This window comes from Candidatus Burkholderia verschuerenii (assembly GCF_001189365.1).
GTDB lineage: Bacteria > Pseudomonadota > Gammaproteobacteria > Burkholderiales > Burkholderiaceae > Caballeronia > Caballeronia verschuerenii.
Genome location: NZ_LFJJ01000107.1, coordinates 1 through 18196 on the forward strand (window position 1 = coordinate 1; position 18196 = coordinate 18196).

At 64.3% G+C, this 18196-nt stretch carries 16 protein-coding genes and 9 pseudogenes; 7 read left to right on the plus strand and 18 right to left on the minus strand.

Translation table 11 applies throughout. The annotated features are described in order from the left end of the window. Positions 1 to 120: 120 nt before the first annotated feature. Positions 121 to 372: pseudogene (locus tag BVER_RS17710) on the plus strand (efflux transporter periplasmic adaptor subunit); the annotation flags it as partial. Positions 373 to 433: 61 nt separating this feature from the next. Next, a complete protein-coding gene (locus BVER_RS17715; RefSeq protein ID WP_157056110.1) occupies positions 434 to 616 on the plus strand; it encodes a hypothetical protein in 183 nt (60 codons plus the stop codon). 65 nt (positions 617 to 681) lie between these two features. Here BVER_RS17715 and BVER_RS17720 read toward each other — a convergent pair. From BVER_RS17720 to BVER_RS17735, 4 genes and pseudogenes are all read right to left on the minus strand, one after another. Continuing rightward, a pseudogene (locus tag BVER_RS17720) lies at positions 682 to 1448 on the minus strand (ABC transporter substrate-binding protein). A gap of 134 nt (positions 1449 to 1582) precedes the next feature. After that, a complete protein-coding gene (gene astE, locus BVER_RS17725; protein WP_050454438.1) occupies positions 1583 to 2593 on the minus strand; it encodes a succinylglutamate desuccinylase in 1011 nt (336 codons plus the stop codon). Continuing rightward, positions 2577 to 3917, minus strand: coding sequence for an N-succinylarginine dihydrolase (gene astB, locus BVER_RS17730; RefSeq protein WP_050454447.1), 1341 nt, complete (start codon positions 3915 to 3917; stop codon positions 2577 to 2579). The genes astE and astB overlap by 17 nt, the downstream gene beginning before the upstream one ends. 14 nt (positions 3918 to 3931) lie before the next feature. Next, positions 3932 to 4942, minus strand: a pseudogene (locus tag BVER_RS17735) (succinylglutamate-semialdehyde dehydrogenase); the annotation flags it as partial. On the opposite strand from BVER_RS17735, the pseudogene BVER_RS34040 reads away from it, so the two are divergent. After that, positions 4938 to 5249: pseudogene (locus BVER_RS34040) on the plus strand (aldehyde dehydrogenase family protein); the annotation flags it as partial. The pseudogenes BVER_RS17735 and BVER_RS34040 overlap by 5 nt on opposite strands. Here BVER_RS34040 and astD read toward each other — a convergent pair. From astD to BVER_RS17770, 8 genes and pseudogenes are all read right to left on the minus strand, one after another. Continuing rightward, a pseudogene (astD, locus tag BVER_RS36305) lies at positions 5242 to 5392 on the minus strand (succinylglutamate-semialdehyde dehydrogenase); the annotation flags it as partial. The pseudogenes BVER_RS34040 and astD sit on opposite strands and share 8 nt — an antisense overlap. A gap of 11 nt (positions 5393 to 5403) precedes the next feature. Then, positions 5404 to 6440, minus strand: a pseudogene (astA, locus tag BVER_RS17740) (arginine N-succinyltransferase). Continuing rightward, positions 6437 to 7494 (minus strand): annotated as a pseudogene (gene aruF / locus BVER_RS17745) (arginine/ornithine succinyltransferase subunit alpha). The pseudogenes astA and aruF overlap by 4 nt, the downstream one beginning before the upstream one ends. A 14-nt stretch (positions 7495 to 7508) precedes the next feature. Continuing rightward, a pseudogene (locus BVER_RS17750) lies at positions 7509 to 8729 on the minus strand (aspartate aminotransferase family protein). A 104-nt stretch (positions 8730 to 8833) separates the two neighbouring features. Next, positions 8834 to 9757: a GlxA family transcriptional regulator gene (locus BVER_RS17755; protein WP_083452233.1), complete on the minus strand. Its 924-nt coding sequence runs from the start codon at positions 9755 to 9757 to the stop codon at positions 8834 to 8836. Positions 9758 to 9809: 52 nt separating this feature from the next. Beyond that, positions 9810 to 10601, minus strand: coding sequence for an ABC transporter ATP-binding protein (locus tag BVER_RS17760; RefSeq protein WP_050454440.1), 792 nt, complete (start codon positions 10599 to 10601; stop codon positions 9810 to 9812). Positions 10602 to 10710: 109 nt separating this feature from the next. Then, positions 10711 to 10998 (minus strand): hypothetical protein, encoded by a 288-nt coding sequence (locus tag BVER_RS17765; protein WP_232316612.1) that lies wholly within the window; start codon positions 10996 to 10998, stop codon positions 10711 to 10713. Between the two features lie 87 nt (positions 10999 to 11085). Beyond that, positions 11086 to 12666, minus strand: coding sequence for an EAL domain-containing protein (locus tag BVER_RS17770; protein WP_050454442.1), 1581 nt, complete (start codon positions 12664 to 12666; stop codon positions 11086 to 11088). Between the two features lie 353 nt (positions 12667 to 13019). On the opposite strand from BVER_RS17770, the pseudogene BVER_RS17775 reads away from it, so the two are divergent. The 4 genes and pseudogenes from BVER_RS17775 (at position 13020) to rpsU (ending at position 14890) form a co-directional block, all read left to right on the plus strand. Further along, positions 13020 to 13546, plus strand: a pseudogene (locus tag BVER_RS17775) (GNAT family N-acetyltransferase). A 19-nt stretch (positions 13547 to 13565) separates the two neighbouring features. Beyond that, positions 13566 to 14168: an IMPACT family protein gene (locus BVER_RS17780; RefSeq protein ID WP_050454443.1), complete on the plus strand. Its 603-nt coding sequence runs from the start codon at positions 13566 to 13568 to the stop codon at positions 14166 to 14168. Between the two features lie 26 nt (positions 14169 to 14194). After that, the gene (locus BVER_RS17785) at positions 14195 to 14503 is read left to right on the plus strand and encodes a 2Fe-2S iron-sulfur cluster-binding protein (RefSeq protein ID WP_050454448.1); all 309 of its coding nucleotides are present in this window, start codon (positions 14195 to 14197) and stop codon (positions 14501 to 14503) included. Between the two features lie 174 nt (positions 14504 to 14677). Beyond that, a complete protein-coding gene (gene rpsU, locus BVER_RS17790; protein WP_050454444.1) occupies positions 14678 to 14890 on the plus strand; it encodes a 30S ribosomal protein S21 in 213 nt (70 codons plus the stop codon). 250 nt (positions 14891 to 15140) lie between these two features. On the opposite strand, the gene BVER_RS17795 is transcribed toward rpsU, so the two are convergent. The 6 genes from BVER_RS17795 to BVER_RS17815 all read right to left on the minus strand — a co-directional run. Continuing rightward, positions 15141 to 16379 (minus strand): recombinase family protein, encoded by a 1239-nt coding sequence (locus BVER_RS17795; protein ID WP_198155289.1) that lies wholly within the window; start codon positions 16377 to 16379, stop codon positions 15141 to 15143. Positions 16380 to 16390: 11 nt separating this feature from the next. After that, complete coding sequence (locus tag BVER_RS32640; RefSeq protein WP_198155290.1) at positions 16391 to 16852, minus strand: recombinase family protein; 462 nt, start codon at positions 16850 to 16852, stop codon at positions 16391 to 16393. Between the two features lie 72 nt (positions 16853 to 16924). Further along, positions 16925 to 17338 carry a type II toxin-antitoxin system VapC family toxin gene (locus tag BVER_RS17800; protein ID WP_083452232.1) on the minus strand — a complete coding sequence of 138 codons (414 nt, stop codon included), beginning with the start codon at positions 17336 to 17338 and terminating at the stop codon, positions 16925 to 16927. Further along, a complete protein-coding gene (locus BVER_RS17805; protein ID WP_050454445.1) occupies positions 17335 to 17607 on the minus strand; it encodes a type II toxin-antitoxin system VapB family antitoxin in 273 nt (90 codons plus the stop codon). Before BVER_RS17805 ends, BVER_RS17800 begins: the two co-directional genes overlap by 4 nt. Before the next feature lie 79 nt (positions 17608 to 17686). Continuing rightward, positions 17687 to 17929: a hypothetical protein gene (locus BVER_RS17810; protein ID WP_050454446.1), complete on the minus strand. Its 243-nt coding sequence runs from the start codon at positions 17927 to 17929 to the stop codon at positions 17687 to 17689. Beyond that, positions 17922 to 18196 (minus strand): hypothetical protein (locus BVER_RS17815; protein WP_269750773.1); only part of this gene is annotated, 275 nt, incomplete at its 5' end. The genes BVER_RS17815 and BVER_RS17810, both read right to left, overlap by 8 nt.

The following is an 18196-nucleotide window of genomic DNA, read 5'->3' on the forward strand; positions in this document are numbered from 1 at the left end:
CTCAACGTCATGCCTCAACCTCTACTCGTGCGCTGCAGACCTGGCTGAGATGTGCGTTTACGTCTGCACCAGACTGCGTCGTTGGGTCCATTCCGGCAAATTCAATTTTGCAGGCCAGACTATGTAACCAACCTGAGCGTGTTTCGCGGCGATTTCGCGACGGCGGGCGCGGCGAAGCTGGCCATCGTCGATAGCCATTCGTTCTGGGTCTACGGCTACTTCGAGGAAACCAAGCTGCCGCACGTGCGCATCGGCGATCGCGCGCAGATCCGGCTGATGAGCGGCGGCGAGCTGAAAGGCCACGTGGAGAGCATTTCGCGCGGCATCTACGATCGCGACAATCCGCAAAGCCGCGAATTGCTGGCCGATGTGAGGGACCAGACGCCCGAAACCACCGTTAAAATCGAGCGCATCGCTTAAACGGATGCGCCAAATGAAATCGAGAACCATCGGCGGAATCGCCATAGAAAACATTCCGCCGCGCGTCAAGATATTGCCTTCTCCCGAGAAGGCAATCGATATGTCGACTGAGGAAGGTCGGCAACGCGTGCTCGATGCGATCCGCCGAACGATTTCCACGCATCGCGTGGCGATCAGGGCACTCGCCAAACGGTAAAGTACTGCAAGACAGAGCCTCTGCCTCACGCTCCGAAAAACCCGAAGCGCGAGGCACGCCGAACCCTACTTCAACACCACCTTCACATCAAAATACTTCGCCGCAAAGCGATCGATCGACCCGTCTTCCTTCAGTTCCTTCAACGCGCGATTGAGCGCGTCCTTCAGCGCCTTGTCGCTCTTGCGCACGCCGAAGCCCACACCCGCGCCCAACAGCTTGTCATCCGACACCGCCGGACCCGCAAACGCGAAGCCCGCGCCCTGCGGCTGCTTCAGAAAGCCCTTCGATGCCGCTTCGGCGTCCTGAAACGCCGCGTCCAGACGGCCCGAGGCCAGATCGGCGTGACCTGATCCTGCGCCTGATACGACTCCACATCGATGCCCGCCGTCGCCCATTTCGCCTTCGCGTAGGCTTCCTGGATCGAACCCTGCAACACGCCGACGCGCTTGCCCTTCAGCCCGTCCACGGTCGGCAGGATCGCGCTGCCCTTCTTCGCGATCAACTGGTTGGGGATCATGTAGATCGGATCGGTGAAGTCGATGGCGAGCTTGCGCTTGTCCGTGATCGTCATGTCGGAATCGATCGCGTCGAACTTGCGTGCCTGCAGCGCCGGAATCAGGCCGTCGAACGCGTTCTCGACCCAGACGCATTTCATCTTCAGCTTCGCGCACACCGCGTTGCCGATGTCGATATCGAAGCCCACCAGTTGTCCCGTCGGCGTCTTCGATTCGAACGGCGCATACGATGCCTCGACGCCGAAGCGCAGTTCCTTCGTGCCGTCGGCGGCGTGCGCGCCGAGCGCGATCGTGACGAGCGCGGCGCCGACCGCGATCTTGCGCGCGGCGGCCCAATGCAGTTTCTTCACCTTGTTTCTCCTTCCAATGCGGATAGTTCTCGCTGTCCGATACGGCGAGGACAGGGCCGCGATTGTAGCGCGCGACCCACGGAAGGCTGTCGGAGGAAGCTTCAGGTGAGCGAGGCGAGCGTTTCGTCGGTCGTGTCGACGACCATCAAACCGGCGCGCAAACCGGGCTTCACTTTCGGATTCGGAAACACGATGCGCTCCTCGTCGTGCGACACGCGATAGCGATACTCGCCGTCGTGCGCGAGTTCCGTGCCGATCGCAAACGGCGTGAAATTCGGCACATCGCTCGCGACGTTGAGCACGAACTGCTCGCTGCGCTTGTCGATCTGCGCGACCACGGTAAAGACGCGCAGCGGCGCGTGTTCGGCGCGCGCATCGCCCGCGATCAGTCGACGCAACGCCGCATCCGATGCCGCGAAACGCGACAGATCGTTCGCGCCGAACGGCCGGACACGGCCCAGTTCCAGCGTGCACGCCAGCGCGCCCGCCGCGTGCGCGGTGAAATGCACGAAGGTGTTGCTCTTCTCCTTGTGCAGCAGTACGGCTTGCAGGCGCGCGTCGCTCAGCCAGTCGAACATCGCGCGCGAAAGCGGCGCATCGGTGTGCGGCAGCAGCGCGAACTGCTCGAAGACCGAGCCGCGAATCGCCGTATGCATGTCGATATGCCACTTCGGATGCGCGACGCCATCGAAGAAATGCAGCGCGGTGGCTTCGAGCTGCGCGGCGCGCGGCGCTTCGTGCGACTGCGGCAGACTCGCGTGACGTCCGCTGAACAGGCGATTCAGATCGTCGTCGAGATAGCGCTGGCCCGCGCGCATCGCGTCGATATTGCCGAGAATCACGAGCATGCGCGATTGCAGCGGCACGCTGCCGTTCGCGATATCCGCGACGAGCCGCGAAAGCATCTCGATGGACGCGGTTTCATCGCCGTGAACGCCCGCCGATACGAGCACGCTGTGCGTCGCTTGCTTCGACGGCTCGAACAGCAGCATGCCGTCGTCCTGCCACGTCCAATGCACGCCCGCCGCCGTCGTGCCCGAAGTCCTGTCGGGCCGTGTGCCCGCGAGCGTGAAGGCGAGAAAATCGTCGAGCAAATCAGCGCTGGAAGTCATAGACGGCACCGAGTCCGAGAAGCGTGGTCAGTTCATCGAGCGCGGCACGCGATTCGTTCAGCAACTGCGGATCGGCGAGATCGGCGGGCGCGAGACGGTCGCGATAGTGGCGCTCGATCCAGGCATCAAGCCTGGCGAACAACGCGTCGTTCATCCAGACGCCGCCGTTCACCGCCGCGCATTCCGCCTCGTTCAGCACGACCCGCAGACGCAGACACGCCGGACCGCCGCCGTTCTTCATGCTCTCGCGCAGATCGAAAACGAGCACTTCGTCGATGGGCGTCGCGCGCGTGCCGAGTGCATCGAGATAAGCGGCGACGCGCGCGTTCTCGCGGCATTCCTGCGGCACGACGAGCACTTGCGTGCCATCCGCGCGCGACAGCAACTGGCTGTTGAACAGATACGACGACACCGCATCGGCGACGCTCACTTCGCTTTCCGGCACTTCGAGCGGCGTGCATTCCGCGCCGTGTGCGCGCAGTTTGGCGGCGAGTTCATCGTAGACCTTGTGCTGATCGACGAAGGCGCGTTCATGACAGAACAGCGTCGTGAGATTGCCGACCGCGATCACGTCGTTATGAAACACGCCCGCGTCGATGACCTCGGGCGTCTGCTGCGCGAACACCGTGGCATCGTCGGCGAGACCGTGCAGACGCGCGACCGCGCGGCTGGCTTCGAGCGTCTGCCGCGCGGGATAGCGCTGCGGCTGCGGTCCTTGTCCGTATTCGCTGCGTCCATAGACGAAAACCTCGACGCCCTTCGCGCCGTATTCAGCCGCGAAGCGCGTGTGATTGGCCGCGCCTTCGTCGCCGAGCGCGGGCGTGCCGGGCAACGCGTGATGGATCGCGAAACGCGCTTCGTCGGCGAAGATCGCGGACAGCGTGCGGCGCGTTTCGCCATGTTCGATCGCGCGATGTAGCTTGGCGGCAAGATTCGCGGGCGTGAAATGCACGCGCGCATCCGCCGTATCCGCCGATGGACTGACCGTCGCCGCGTTGGCCGTCCACATCGCGGAGGCGGAACTCGCGGCGGCAAGCAGTTCGGGCGCTTCGCGCGCGGCGCGGGCGATCACGCTTGCATCGTCGCCGCTGAAACCGACCGCGCGCAACAGTTTCACCGATGGCCGTTCGAGCGGCGGCAACATGCCCTGACGAAAGCCCAGGTCCGCGAGCCGCTTCATCTTGCGCACGCCCTGCTTGGCGGCCGCTTTCGGATTCGCCACCGACTTCTCGTTGTTGCGCGACGCGACGTTGCCGAACGACAAGCCCGCATAGTTGTGCGTCGGGCCGACCAGCCCGTCGAAATTCGCTTCGGATGCCTGCATATCGATTTCCGCCATCAAAACGTGAGTCCCGGCGATACGCTCGCGGGCATCTGCAATTGCGCGCTTTCCACCGATGCCATCGGATACGAGCAGTAATCGGCCGCGTAATACGCGCTCGGCCGCTGATTCCCCGAGTGCCCGATTCCGCCGAACGGCGCTGCCGACGACGCGCCGTTGGTCGGCCGGTTCCAGTTGACGATGCCCGCGCGAATGGTGTGCTGGAAGTGCGTCCACGCGGCTTCGTCGTCGGCGAGCAGGCCAGCGGACAGGCCGTAAGCGGTGTCGTTGGCGCGCTCGATCGCTTCGTCGAACGTCTGGTAGCGCGCGACTTGCAGCAGCGGGCCGAAGTGCTCTTCGTCCGGCACGTCGCGCGCGTTGGTGATGTCGAGTATCGCGGGCGAGACGTAGCCGAGATGCGGCGCGCGTTGCTGCATTTCGAGCGTGACAGTCGCGCCCGCATCGATCAGACGCGTTTGCGCCGTCATCAGACGCGATGCCGCGCGCGCCGAAATCACCGCGCCCATGAAGGGCTGCGGTTCGTCGTCGAATGCGCCGACGCGGATCGCCGCGCTCACATCGACGAGACGCTGCATGAAGCGCTGACCGAAGGCATCGTTGGGAACGAACAGACGCCGCGCGCACGTGCAACGCTGCCCCGCCGACAGAAACGCCGACTGGATCGTGTGATGCACGGCCGCGTCGATATCCTCGACCTTCGATACGACCAGCGGATTGTTGCCGCCCATTTCAAGCGCCAGCACAATCTCGGGACGGCCGCCGAACTGCTTGTGCAGCAGCGTGCCGGTATCCGAACTGCCGGTGAAAAACAGCCCGTCGATCTGCCGATGATTGGCAAGCGCCACGCCCGTGTCCTTCTCGCCCTGCACGAGGTTCAGCACGCCCGCGGGCAGACCCGCCTGAATCCACAACGCGACGGTCGCCGCCGCGACGCCGGGCGCGAGTTCGGACGGCTTGAAGACGACCGCGTTGCCCGCGATCAGCGCGGGCACGATATGTCCCTTCGCGTCGTGGTCGGCAATGCCGTTCGACGACCGCGTCGCCATCGCGAAACGCTTTGCCGCATTGCTCAACGAGAACAAGGAAGCGCTTGCGAACGCGATCGGACGCGAAACCGGCAAGCCGCTGTGGGAAGCGCGCACCGAAGTGGCGTCGATGGCCGCGAAGGTCGATATCTCCGTGCAGGCGTATCACGAGCGCACCGGAGAAAAGCGCGCGCCGATGGCCGATGGCGTCGCGGTGCTGCGGCATCGGCCGCATGGCGTCGTCGCGGTGTTCGGGCCGTATAACTTTCCGGGGCATCTGCCGAACGGACGCCGCGCAGCCAGCACCGCGCGATCGACGTCGTCGGCCGACGCGCTCGCGCCTTGCCACACGACTTCATCGTTGCCCGGATTGCGCGAGGCGAACGCGCTGCCTTTGCCTTCCTGCCATTCACCGCCGATATACAGATCCATGTCGTCTCTCTTTATTTCGCGCGTGGGTACGAGGTCAGCACGCGCACGGTGTCGCCATCTTTCACGCGCAGCGCGGCGGCTTCGTCGGCCGTCAGCAGGAACGCGCCGGCATGGACCGCGCCCGAGGTCGCGCCCCAGCGGAAATCGTCGAGCGAGGTGTTCGCGACGAGGCTCTTCGCGGCATCGTCCGCATTCGACGCGCGTTCGCCGATACGCACCGTCGCCAGCACGCTCTCGCGCACCGTGCGCAAGTCGCCGATATGGCATTCGAGCACCGGACCGGCATCGAAGATATCGACGTGATTCTCATAGCGCAGGCCTTCCGCTTCGAGCATCTTGCGCGCGGGCGCGGTGTCCTTGTGCGTCACGCCGACGGCGTGTTTCGCCTCGTCCGGCAACAGATCGAGATACACGGGATAGCGCGGCATCAGTTCCGCGACGAACGACTTCTTGCCGTGCGAACTCAGATAATCTCGGCTTCGTTGAAATCGATCTGATAGAAGTGCGAGCCGACCGCGTTCCAGAACGGCGATTCGCCGTTTTCATCGAAATGACCGCGCAATTCCGCGCACAGGCGCTGCGGAAAACGCTCGGTAAATTGCGCGATGAACATGAAACGCGAGCGCGACAGCAAGCCGCCCACGCCCGCCGTGCGATAACGCGGGCTCAGAAACAGCGAGCACACTTCCGAGTAACCGGTCAGATCGTGCGAGATATTGAGCAGCGACATGCGCGTCCACACGCCCATGTCCTGACTCGCATGCACGACCGTCGAGACGCGATAGTTGTAGAACGGCTGCTCCAGCCCGACTTCGGTTTCGATGCCGCACACGCCCGCGATATCGCCGGTCGCGGTGTCTTCCATCACGAAGAGATAACCGGCTTCGAAGGCTTGCGCATCGCCCGCGAGCGTGCGGCGTACGCGTTCGACGCGGGCGGCCAGCGCCGCGCGATCCGGCTTGAAGGTGGTCAGGCCCAGACCGGTTTCCTTCGCGAGCGCGACCAGCGCGTCGACGTCTTCCGGCTGCGTGCATCGCACGACGATCATTGCATTTCTCCCGATGCCTGATGCAACGGCACGCACCGCACCGTGTCCTTCTCCGCGACACCCAATGCCGCGCACGCGTCGGCGTCGAGCGCCGCGCCGTCGCCACGCGCCCTGCCCAGACGCGCGACCGCGCAGCGGAACGCGTGCGCGCCGCCCGCCGCGACCAGATATGGCGCGCCGTCAGTCGCCGCGCCATCGCGTGCTTCGCGCACCTCTCGCAACTCGCTTGCCGATGCCGATGCGCTTTTGCCGACGGCGATCGTCAGCACCGGACCCGCATCGAAGATATCGACGTAGCGATCCGGCTCGAAACCTTCTTCCAGATGAATGTCGTAGGCGAGCAGCGTGCCCGCGTTCGGCTCGCCCAGCACGCGCTGCGCATCGGCCGGCAGCAGCGGCACGTACAGCGGATAACTCGGCATCACTTCGGCGATAAAGGTGCGACTGCGTCCGCCCGACTCCATTTCGACCTGCTCGAGAAGTCGCGTCCGAAGAACTTGCGGCCGACCACCTCCCAGAACGGCGATGCGCCGGTGTCGTCGGTGACGCCGAGCATCAGCGAGAATAGCTCGCCGGAAAAGCGCTTGCGATTCGCCGCGACGTACAGCATGCGCGCGCGTGAGAGCAGATGCGCGCACGCGTCGTCGGTTGGACTTCGCAAGGACGGATCGATGTAAAAGCCCGTCAGCCGGCTCTTGCCCGTCAATTCGTGCGACATGGTGAGCGCGTGAATCTTGCGATTCACCTTGAGCTCGCGCGACGCGTGAATCAGCGCGTCGTTGCGAAAGGCATAGAACGGCTCGGCGTATCCCGCCGACGCGACGATGCTCGAGGTGCCGAGCAGCTTGCCGGTGCGCGCATCCTCGAGCACGAACAGATAGAACTCCTCGCCCGGAAAATCGACTTCCGCGCGAAACGAATCCTCGGACAACGCGATGCGCGATTCCAGCGCGCGCCGGTCGCGCGGCAGCGAATGCAGCACGGGTTGCGCGGCGCGCGCCATGCGCTCCAGTTCGTCTAGATCGGCGAGCCTGGCGGGACGGACGAATAGCATCGTTGAGCCCTGAATCAGCGTTTTTCGTTGACGACCTGCTCGACGGCCCGGCCGATGCGCGCGAAGCCTTCGTGCAGATCGTCGAGCGGCATCACGATGCGACGGCGCGAAGCGCAGCACGTTCGGTCCCGCGATCAGCATGATGACGCCGTGCGCGGCGGCCGCGTTAAGCACGTCTTTCGCGCGGTCCTTGTAGGCATCGCTCAGTTCAGCGCCGATCAGCAAGCCGCGTCCGCGAATCTCCTTGAATAATCCGTGACGTTCGTTGAGGCGTTCGAGATGCAGCTTGATCGCCTCGCTGCGCGCGTTGACGCCTTCCAGCAGCTTCGGATCGCTGATCAGCTCACCACCTTGTCCGCGATCGACGCGCCCAGCGGATTGCCGCCGTGAGTCGTGCCGTGCACGCCGACCTTGAAGTGCGCGGCGATATCGTTCGTGGTCAGCATCACGCCGATCGGAAAGCCGTTGCCCAGCGCCTTCGCGCTCGTGAGAATGTCGGGCGTCACGCCATATTGCATATAGGCGTAGAACGTTCCGGTGCGGCCGACGCCGGTCTGCACTTCGTCGAAAATCAGCAGCGCGTCGTGTTCGGTGCAGGCATCTCGCAGGCCTTTGAGGAAAGCGGGATCGGCGGGAATCACGCCGCCTTCGCCCTGCACCGGCTCGACGATCACCGCGCAAGTGTTCGGACCGATGGCTTCCAGCGCGCGCGGCAAATCGTTATACGGCAGATGGCGAATGCCCTGCGGCTGCGGGCCGAAGCCTTCCGCGTATTTCGGCTGGCCGCCGACGCTCACCGTGAAAAACGTGCGTCCGTGAAACGACTGCGTGAAGGAAAGGATGTCGATCTTCTTTTCGCCATGCCGGTCGATGGCATAGCGGCGCGCCAGTTTCAGCGCGGCCTCGTTGGCCTCCGCGCCCGAATTGGCGAAGAACGCGCGATCGGCGAAGGTCAGATCGGTCAGGCGTCTGGCGAGGCGCAAGACCGGCGCGTTGGTATAGCCGTTGCCGATATGCCAGAGCTTGTCGCCCTGCTCGTGCAGCACTTTCAGCAGTTCGGGATGGCCGTGGCCGAGCGCCTTCACCGCGATACCGCCCGCGAAGTCCACGTGGTCGCGGCCTTCGGTATCCCAGACGCGCGAGCCGCGTCCCCGGTCGGGCACGAAACCGGCCGGCGAGAACACCGGCACCATGACTTCGTCGAATGTCCCGCGATTCACATCGGTCCCGCTCATGAGCCACCTCTCGTCTGTGCAATGCAACGAGTTCGAGTTTAGGCAATCGCGCGGGTTCCGTCTTGCGCGTTCGCGACATGCGTCGCGGGGCGTTTTCGCAAGAGTCAGCGGCGCGCGGGCAGATTTTCGATAAAGTTGCGGCGTTCCTCGCGCGGCGTGACGCCGAATCGATCACGATACGCATTGGAAAAATGCGCCGCCGACGCGAATCCGCACGCAAGGCTGATCTGCACGATCGACTGGCTGGTGCGCTGCAATTGCGTGCGCGCCTCCACGAGCCGGAGTTCGAGGTAGTACTTCGACGGCATCGCGCCGAGATACTGGCGGAACAGGCGTTCGAGTTGCCGGCGCGAGATGCCGACGAGACCGGCGATATCGTCGGTGGCGAGCAGCTCTTCGAGATTCGCCGCCATCAGTTGCAGCGCATCGTTCAGACGCGGATCGCGCTCGCCCGGCGCGCTCGACGACGGCATGCGCTGACGCTCGCCGCCCGCGCGCAAGGTGCCAGCGCCCAGCGCGTCCGCGATGCGTTCCGCGAGATCCTGACCGTGCTCGCGCGCGATCATCGCCAGCATGAAATCGATGCTCGCCTGACCGCCCGCGCAAGTCGCGCGCTCGCGATCGATTTCGAAGAGATGCTGCGTGAGTTCGATATCCGCACATCGCGCGGCCAGCGACCGATGCAGGTCCGAATGCGCCGCGACGCGATAGCCCGCGAGCCGCCCGGCCATCGCGAGCCACCAGACACCGTGATGAATGCCGCTGACGCAGGGCGTGACGGACGCCACATCGGCGAGACGCGCGAGAAAGCGCGCCTGATCCGCCACCGGCCGATCGCGTTCCGAGACGACGATTAGCCAGTCGCAGCGGATGTCGTCGTGGAAAGCGGCGTGGGCGGGACAGTGCGCGCCGCCCGCGAGCGGCACGGCGCGGCCATCGTGCGTATAGACGCGCCATTCGTACAGCAGACGCCCGTCGATCTCGTTGGCGAGCGCGAGACTGTCGACGATCGGGCCGAGACCGCTCATCGACAGCGGCGGCAGCGCGACGATCGCCACTTGCAGCGGCGCGCGCGTCACGTTATTTCAGGCTTCCCGACAGGAACTGACGCAGCCGTTCGCTCTTCGGCGCGCTCAGCACCTCGGACGGCGCGCCATCTTCTTCCGTGCGTCCCTGATGCAGGAACATGACGTGATTCGACACGTTGCGCGCGAAGCCCATTTCGTGCGTGACAACGATCATCGTGCGGCCTTCCTCGGCCAGACGCTGCATCACCTTGAGCACTTCGCCGACGAGCTCGGGATCGAGCGCGGACGTCGGTTCGTCGAACAGCATGACATCGGGATGCATGGCGAGCGCGCGCGCAATCGCCACGCGCTGCTGCTGCCCGCCCGACAAATGCGACGGATACTGCTTTTCCACGCGCGGCGGCAAGCCGACCTTCTCCAGATACTCGCGCGCGCGATCTTCCGCTTCCTTCTTCGACACGCCGAGAACGTGAATGGGCGCTTCCATCACGTTTTCGATGGCGGTCATATGCGACCAGAGATTGAAGTGCTGGAAGACCATCGCAAGCTTGGTGCGCACGCGCTGCAACTGCTTGTGATCCGCGACTTCGAGATTGCCGGTCTTGTCGGCCTTGGTGCGTACCGCTTCGCCATCGACGACGATGCGGCCCGCGTTCGGCCGCTCCAGAAAATTGATGCAGCGCAGGAAGGTGCTCTTGCCCGATCCGCTCGCGCCGATGATGCTGATCACATCGCCCGCGCGCGCGGCCAGCGACACGCCCTTGAGCACTTCGTTGTCACCGTAGCGCTTGTGTATGTCCTCGGCGACGAGCTTGGTCGCGACGTCTTTGGCGGTAGGCTCCAACGCTTATCTCCTCGATGATCCCGGCGCGCCGCCCGAATGCAGGCGACGCGTGACGGATTCGAATTCTACTCGCTCGGTCGCGTGCCCAGTCTCGTGCTCAGCCTTGGGCTCAGTCGCGTACGACCTGCGCGACCTGACCGTTCGCGACAGCGATATCCGGGCTTTCCTGCAGCAGCGGCAGAAAGCGTTCCGCGAAGGCCGGATCGCGCGTGCCGGCGCTGAACATCGCGGCGATCAAAGTCGACAGCGGCGACAGCCAGCGATACGCCGAGCCGTTGATCACGATCTGCAGAAACTCGCCCGGCGACACCGGCCCGAACTCCGCTTCGTGCTGTGTCCGAAGATGCGCGAGCACACTGCGATGCAGCGTCAGCAGCGGATGCCGCACGTCGCGCAGAATGGGGTGGCTTGCTGGTTCGTCATCGTGTTCATGAGCTTCTCCGTGCGTTCCAAAACCCCACAGATGCTGCCGATTCCGCCGCGATCAAGTGCCGCCGTTGAACCGCGTGCGCCCCGCGAAACGGATGAACTCGGCGGCCGTGAGCGGCGCGGAAAACAGCCAGCCCTGGCCGAATCGCGCGCCGCGCGCGCTCAGATACGCGGCCTGCTCCTCGCGCTCGATGCCCTCGGCGATCACCTGCACGTCGAGCGTCGCGGCCATGTCGATGATATGCGAGGCCACGCTCGACGACGCCGCGTCCTGTCCTACCGTATCGACGAAGGACTTGTCGATTTTCAGGCCATCGACGCGAAAGTTCTGCAAATGCGACAGGCTCGAATAACCGGTGCCGAAATCGTCGAGATAAACCGCGTGACCGGCCGCGCGAAAAGCGGTGATGACTTCCTTGGCGGCATCGGCGTCGAGGAAACTGCGCTCGGTCGCCTCGATACGGATCTGCCCCGCGCGCACGCCCTGCTGCGCGATGGTCGGCCCGAGCACGTCGAGAAAGCGATGTGTCGTGAGATCCGAGGCCGACAGATTCACCGACACGTAGTAATCCTCGTAGCGGCGCAGAAAATCGCCGAGTTCGAGTAGCACGGTATCGAGCACCTGATCGGTGATCGCCTGAATCAGCCCGCGATGCTCCGCCAGCGGAATGAAGTGATCCGGCCGCACGATGCGATCGTGATATTTCCAGCGCACCAGCGCTTCCGCGCCGACGCAGCGCCGCGTGGCGAGATCGACGATCGGCTGATACGCGACGATGAACTGATGCCGCCGCACCGCGTCGCGCAACTGGCCGCGCGGCGACAGATGCCGCACGATTAGAAACGCCGCCCACCCCGCGCACGCGAGGCCCGCCGCCATGCCGCCGAGCAGCCACGCCCACGGCAGCATCGCAAGCCGCTGATGCAGGGTCTGATGCGGCGCGCTCACCACGACCGCCAGCGGCATCGACACGGAACGGCGCACCACGTAAGTCGTGCAATCCGGCGCGGATGCCTTCGCGCGATACACCGCGAGCGCCGCGCCGGCGTCGGTGGCGGGTGTGTGCGCGATCACGCGATCGGCTTCGGTGTTGATGACGGCGAGGCCGATCGGCGCGCGCGTATCGACGTATTGCAGGGGATCGGCGGAAATGTACGCGCTGTCGCGGCCCATCACGAGCGATTCCTTGCCGCCGGAAAGATGCGCCAGCGCGTACCAGGCGCTGACGCCATCGCGCGAGCGCCAGTCGGGCGCGGGCAGCGACAGGCTTTCGGGCGTGCCCGCCGATACCGCGCCCAGCAGCGACGAGCATTGCCAGTGGCCGTCGCGATCGTATGCGCCGGCATCGCGCACCTGCGCGTGAAGCGTGGCGATGCGCCGCAATTCGCGCAGATACAGCGTCGAACAGGGCAAGGCCGCCACCCGGCCGACTTCTCCGAGCGCGCCCGACAGATGGCGCGACACGTCTTCGGCGTGGAGCAGCGCGGCATCGGCGATCACGGACAGGCGCGTCGCGTCGTCCTGGAACTGCGTGCGGCGCGCGAACACATAGCCGATTCCGGCCGGTGCGAGCGCGGCAGTCGAGGCGATCACGATCAGAAGCACGGCGAGCGCTCCTCGTTGAAGTTTATTCATTGCATGTTGTTATGGTGCGCGCCCTCGTTCCGGCTCGTTGCGATCCGCGCACGCGCGTCGGATCGCGTCGCATCAGGCTGCTCGGCGGCTCTTCCCCGTGAACCGCGCGCGACGAGCGCCACGCACGCGGCCTTTCGCGGTGCCGGACAAACGACTTAGTGTAGAGGTCGAAGATTGCCCGATTCAATGATTTCTTGCGACTAAAAATTACCCGCTTGGTGGTCTTCCGCACGGCTTGCCAGACCTTTTTTTGCCTCGAAGCCGCATGAGAGAATCGGCGTTTCGGAATTCGTGCGATGCCTTCGCTTCGAAGCGCGCGACGTCTCTCCCGAACCGATTGCCGGAACTTCCCCATGACTTCAGCGCACGCTTCTCATCCGTTTATCCGCGAGGCCGCGGCGGGCAATTTCGACGCCATCGCGCGCATCTACGCCCACTATGTGCTTCACGCGCTGGCGACCTTCGAGGAAACGCCGCCTCCCGTCGACGACCTGCGCGCGCGCCATGCGGCGATCGTCGGCGCGGGCATGCCGTATGTCGTCGCCGAACTCGATGGCGTCGTCGCGGGCTACGCGTATGCGTCGGCTTACCGGCCGCGCTCGGCGTATCGGCATACGATCGAAGACTCCGTATATGTCGCGGACGCGGCATCGGGCTGGCGCTGCTCGGCGCGCTGATCAACCGATGCGAACGCGGACCGTGGCGGCAGATGATCGCGGTGATCGGCAACAGCGGCAACGCCGGCTCGATCGCGCTGCACGCGCGGCTCGGCTTCGAGCATGTCGGCGTGCTGAAGCATGTCGGCTTCAAGCATGGCCGATGGGTCGATACCATGCTGATGCAGCGGACCTTGGTGTCGTCGGACGCCGCGAGCGCATAACCTTTTCAGATGTCACGCCCTGCCGACCTATACCCTCGCCTCTCCCGTCAGCGCCGAAATCGACATTCGCAAAAGCCGGTTTATCGCGCTGGCCCTGCCGGTCCCGGACCGCGATGCCGCCATGCGCGAACTCGAACGTCTGCGCGCCGAACATCCGACCGCGACGCACGTCTGCTGGGCGCTGCTCGCGGGCGGCCAGTCCGGCATGTCCGACGACGGCGAGCCGTCCGGCACGGCCGGGCGGCCGATTCTCGAAGTGCTGCGGCATCACGAAGTCGACGGCGTGCTGGCCGCGGTCGTGCGCTATTACGGCGGCATCAAGCTGGGCGCGGGCGGACTGGTGCGCGCGTACACCGACGCCATCGCCACCGCGATGCAGCTCGCCGAGCGCGTGGAGCGCATCAAGCGCGCCGCGATCGCCGTGGAAATCGACTACGCGGACGAAGCGCGCGTGCGCCGCTGGATCGAAACGCACGATGCCGAACTGAGCGAATCCGCGTACGGCATGACGGTGCGTCTGGTCGTGCGAATGGCGGCCGCATCGCGCGAAGAAGCCGCCGCCGAATTGCGCGATCTGACCAACGGGCGCGCCATCGTCGAGCTGGTCGAGGTGCAGGCGTGAGCGATTCCCGCAACGATCATTTCGCGCTGACGATCGAACCGGACCATCATTTCGTTTCCGTTCGCGCGGGCGAATCGTTGCTCGAAGCCGCGTTGCGCGCCGGGCTGTCGCTGCCGCGTTCGTGTCGCAACGGAACTTGTCGCGCGTACCTGTGCAAGCTCGTCGTGGGCGAAGTCCGCTATCGCGTCGAATGGCCGGGATTGACCGCCGAGGAAAAGGCCGACGGCTGGATTTTGCCGTGCGTCGCGCTCCCGCAAAGCGACGTGACCATCGATCAACCCGCCCGAAGCGACGCGCCCGTTGCGCCCAAACCCGCCAGTTCGCGCGGATTCTGAGCCGATGCCCACGCGGGTATTCCGGGATTGTCGTCTCTATTCAACGAAATACGATGTGAGTCTCGGGACCGCGCTAGCAGATTTTCGTACATGGAGGGTGCAGAGGTGCTCTCAAAAAGTGTACAATTGCGCTTTGCCCCAAATTCTGGCAGGGCCAGATCAACCGAGATTTCAATGACCAAGATTCTGTTGAAAGAGAACGAGCCTTTCGACGTCGCCATGCGTCGTTTTCGCCGTACCGTCGAGCGCACGGGCCTGATCCAGGAACTCAAGTCGCGCATGGCATATGAAAAGCCGACCACCGAGCGCAAGCGCAAGAAAGCTGCTGCTGTCGCTCGTCTGCGCAAGCAGATCCGTCGCGCACAATTGCCGAAGAAGTTTTATTGATCGACGCGGGGCGCTCTGCCCTGGGTTGGTCGGTAAGTATCGCGACGTAGCAGCAGTCTGATTCGGATCGGGTAGCGGTTTCGCGCGGCATCGCGCGATTAGCTCGCAGGGTTGTGCAACTTGACGTTGCCACCCCGATCCGCGAAGGCTGGCAAGAATGCATGAAGCCTGCATGAGGAAATCCTTATGCAGGCTTTTCGTGCTTTGGGGATGAGGTTTTCGCGTGCAACTCGGCGAGCGTTCATGTGAATCACGCAAAACGGACGCAGAAAAGCAAAGAGCCCGGCTTGTACCGGGCTCTTTGCTTTGAAACTTGGTTGCGGGGGCACGCTACGACCGCTGGCATAAAAGGGCTACAGTCCTGTTTTTCCTCGTCTTTTATGAAGTCGAGGATCCCGAACAACTCGCCGCGTAGGGTGGCATGCACCTCGCCGCGCTTCGCACCCGGCGTCAGCACGATCTCGCCGATCAGCGAGCGCAGCGCCTCCGCCGCCTGCCGGCCGCCGTCTGGGTCGTCGAGCGCGTCGGCCAGCCGCTCGACCCGGAGGCGGTAAAGGTTGGCGACGTTCGGATGCACGTCGGGAAGATCGGCCGGCGCTTGCGCCAACCGCTCGGCGATCTCCACCTTCTGCCGTTCGAGGTCCTCCATGCGCGCCTTCATCGACGGCTGGTAAAGCCCGTCCTCGATCGCCGCCATGATCCCGGCGATGGCCTTCTCGATCTTGGAGAGCGCCTTACGATCCGTCGCGGTCTGCGTGCGCCGGTCGCGGTTCAACCGGTTCATTTCGTCCGCATAGGCGCGCACCGCCTCAGCGACAGCTGCCGACGACACCAGCTTCTCCTTGAGACCGGCCAGCACACGCGCCTCGATGACATCACCCATGATTGTCCGGCCGTTGTCACAGGTGCCGCGCCGGACATGGTTGAGGCAGCCATAGCGGTTCGGCGTGATGATCCCGTATTTGCCCCCGCAGCATCCGCAGGTGAGAAGCCCGGACAAGAGATGGACAGGCCGGTTCGCCAGATGGACGCGCTTCATGCGGCCTTCCAGCGTATTGGCCGGGTTGGAGCCGAACAGCGCCGTGATCTGCGCCTGACGGCCACGAACGGCCTGCCAGAGGCCATCATCGACGATCCTGAGGTGCGGCACCTCGGTCCTGATCCATGCGCTTTCCGGGTTGATGCGCGACACCCGCTTGCCGGTGGACGGGTCCTTGACGAAGCGCAGCCGGTTCCACACGAGCACGCCGGTATAAAGCTCGTTGTTGATGATGCCGGTCCCACGCGTCTGGTGTCCTCGAATGCTGGTGTCGCCCCACGCGCGACCGAGCGGTCCCGGAACACCTTCTCGGTTGAGGTCCACGGCAATCGCCTTCGGGCTTTTGCCCGCCGCGAACTCGCGGAAAATGCGGCGGATGGTGTCGGCTTCCTCTGGCACGATCTCCCGATCGCCTCGGATCGGCTCGCCGTTGGCGTCGAACGCCTTCACGACCTTGTAGCCTAGCCATAGCAGAGCCCCCCGCCCGCCTTGCCCTTCTCCACGCGCCCGCGCAGGCCACGATGGGTCTTCATCGCGAGGTCTTTCAGAAACAGCGCGTTCATCGTCCCCTTGAGCCCGACGTGCAACTCGGAGATTTCCCCCTCGGCCAGCGTGACGATCGTGACGCCCGCGAACTTCAGATGCTTGTAGAGCGTCGCCACATCGGCCTGATCGCGGCTGATGCGGTCCAGCGCCTCGGCCAACAGGATCGTGAACACACCGCCCTGCGCATCGCGCACGAGCTTCTGGATGCCGGGACGGAGAATGGTGCTGGCGCCCGAGATCGCCGCATCCTCATAAGTGCCGACGATGCGCCAGCGCTCGCGCTTGGCCTGCTCGCGGCAAAGCCGGAACTGGTCCTCGATCGAGGCCGCGCTCTGGTTGTCGGAGGAATAACGGGCATAAAGGGCGACGCGGGTCATCGATACAAACCTCTTCTCTCTTTCAGATGACTTCATTCCTCATTGTCATTCCCCGGACTTTCAGCGGCCTATCTATCGTGACAAAGCCGACCGAACGTCCGTCAGCGCGAAGTCGTCGCCGACATAGAGAAGCGGAACCGAGTGCCGTTTGGCCAAGGCATAGGCGAAGCAATCGCCAAAGTTCAGACCGCCTCGCGTTCCAAAGCCCTTGCCGTAATCCACCCGCGCCCGCATCGCGGCGCGGGCGAGATTGTCATCGACGGGAGCAATCGAGATGCGGAAATCGGCGAGAAACGCATCCAGATCGGCAATCGCCTCGCGCGGGTCGCCGCTCCTGATCCTGCCCGCCATGACCGTTCCGGCCTCGACGTAATTCACCGCCGAGATGATCCGAGTAGCATTCGTTTGAAGGGCGTCCATGCAGTCGGCTGCCTGTGCCTCTTCGAATAGGATTGCGATGATGGCAGAGGCGTCAACGACCATCATCGGGAGACGCCAAGCGCTTCGGACGTGTCGCCGACAGCCTCATCCCATTCCTCGCTCGTGACCGGATGGCGATCATAACGGCCGACACGTTCCTGAACGAAAGTCTTCATACGCGAAACGTAATCACGCTGGATTTCTCGCTCGGCCCGCACCCGTTCCAGCCGTTCCCGCATGGCTTGGGTGATGGCATCGGTCATGGTTTCCCCGGTCAACCGAGACAGTTCCCGCGCCAGCCGGTCAGCTTCCTCGGTTTTGATGCTCAAGGCCATAGGAGTCTCCTTTCTAGATTTAATATCTAGATAGCATCTTCCTTCCTTATTTGCAAAGGAAAGATCGGAATCCGGAATGTCATTCGTCGTTATCGGAACCTGGGCTTCCATCCTCCGACTCCTTCCGATCGATGAACGGCGCGTTGTCGTTCGCCGCCCGTAATGTCTCGAAGTGCTCCCGCGCCAACCGGCGGCCGATCAGGCGGGCGATGGAGAACACGACCGTATCGAGCCGCTCGGACGCATCGCCCTTGGCTTCCCTTTCGCCCTCCGGCGCGCGGTTGTCGTTGGCCGGTCCCTGCCTCCCGTCGCCGTCAATCATCGAAGTCGAACTCGTTGCGGCGGCCCCATGCGACGGGGTTGGCGACCCAGCGGTCGATGTCGGATTCGCGCCATCCGGTGCCGGTGAGGATGATACGGCTCTTGTCGGGAAACGCTTGCCGATCCCTGTCCCAGCCGTCGATCAGATGATCGCGGGCCTGCTCTCTCGTTTCCGCGACATGCACATGGTCATGGGCGCGATAGGCGTGCAGCGCCATGCCGGTCCGACCGGTCGCCAGATCGCGGGTGGCGTCGCGCTGCCAGTCCT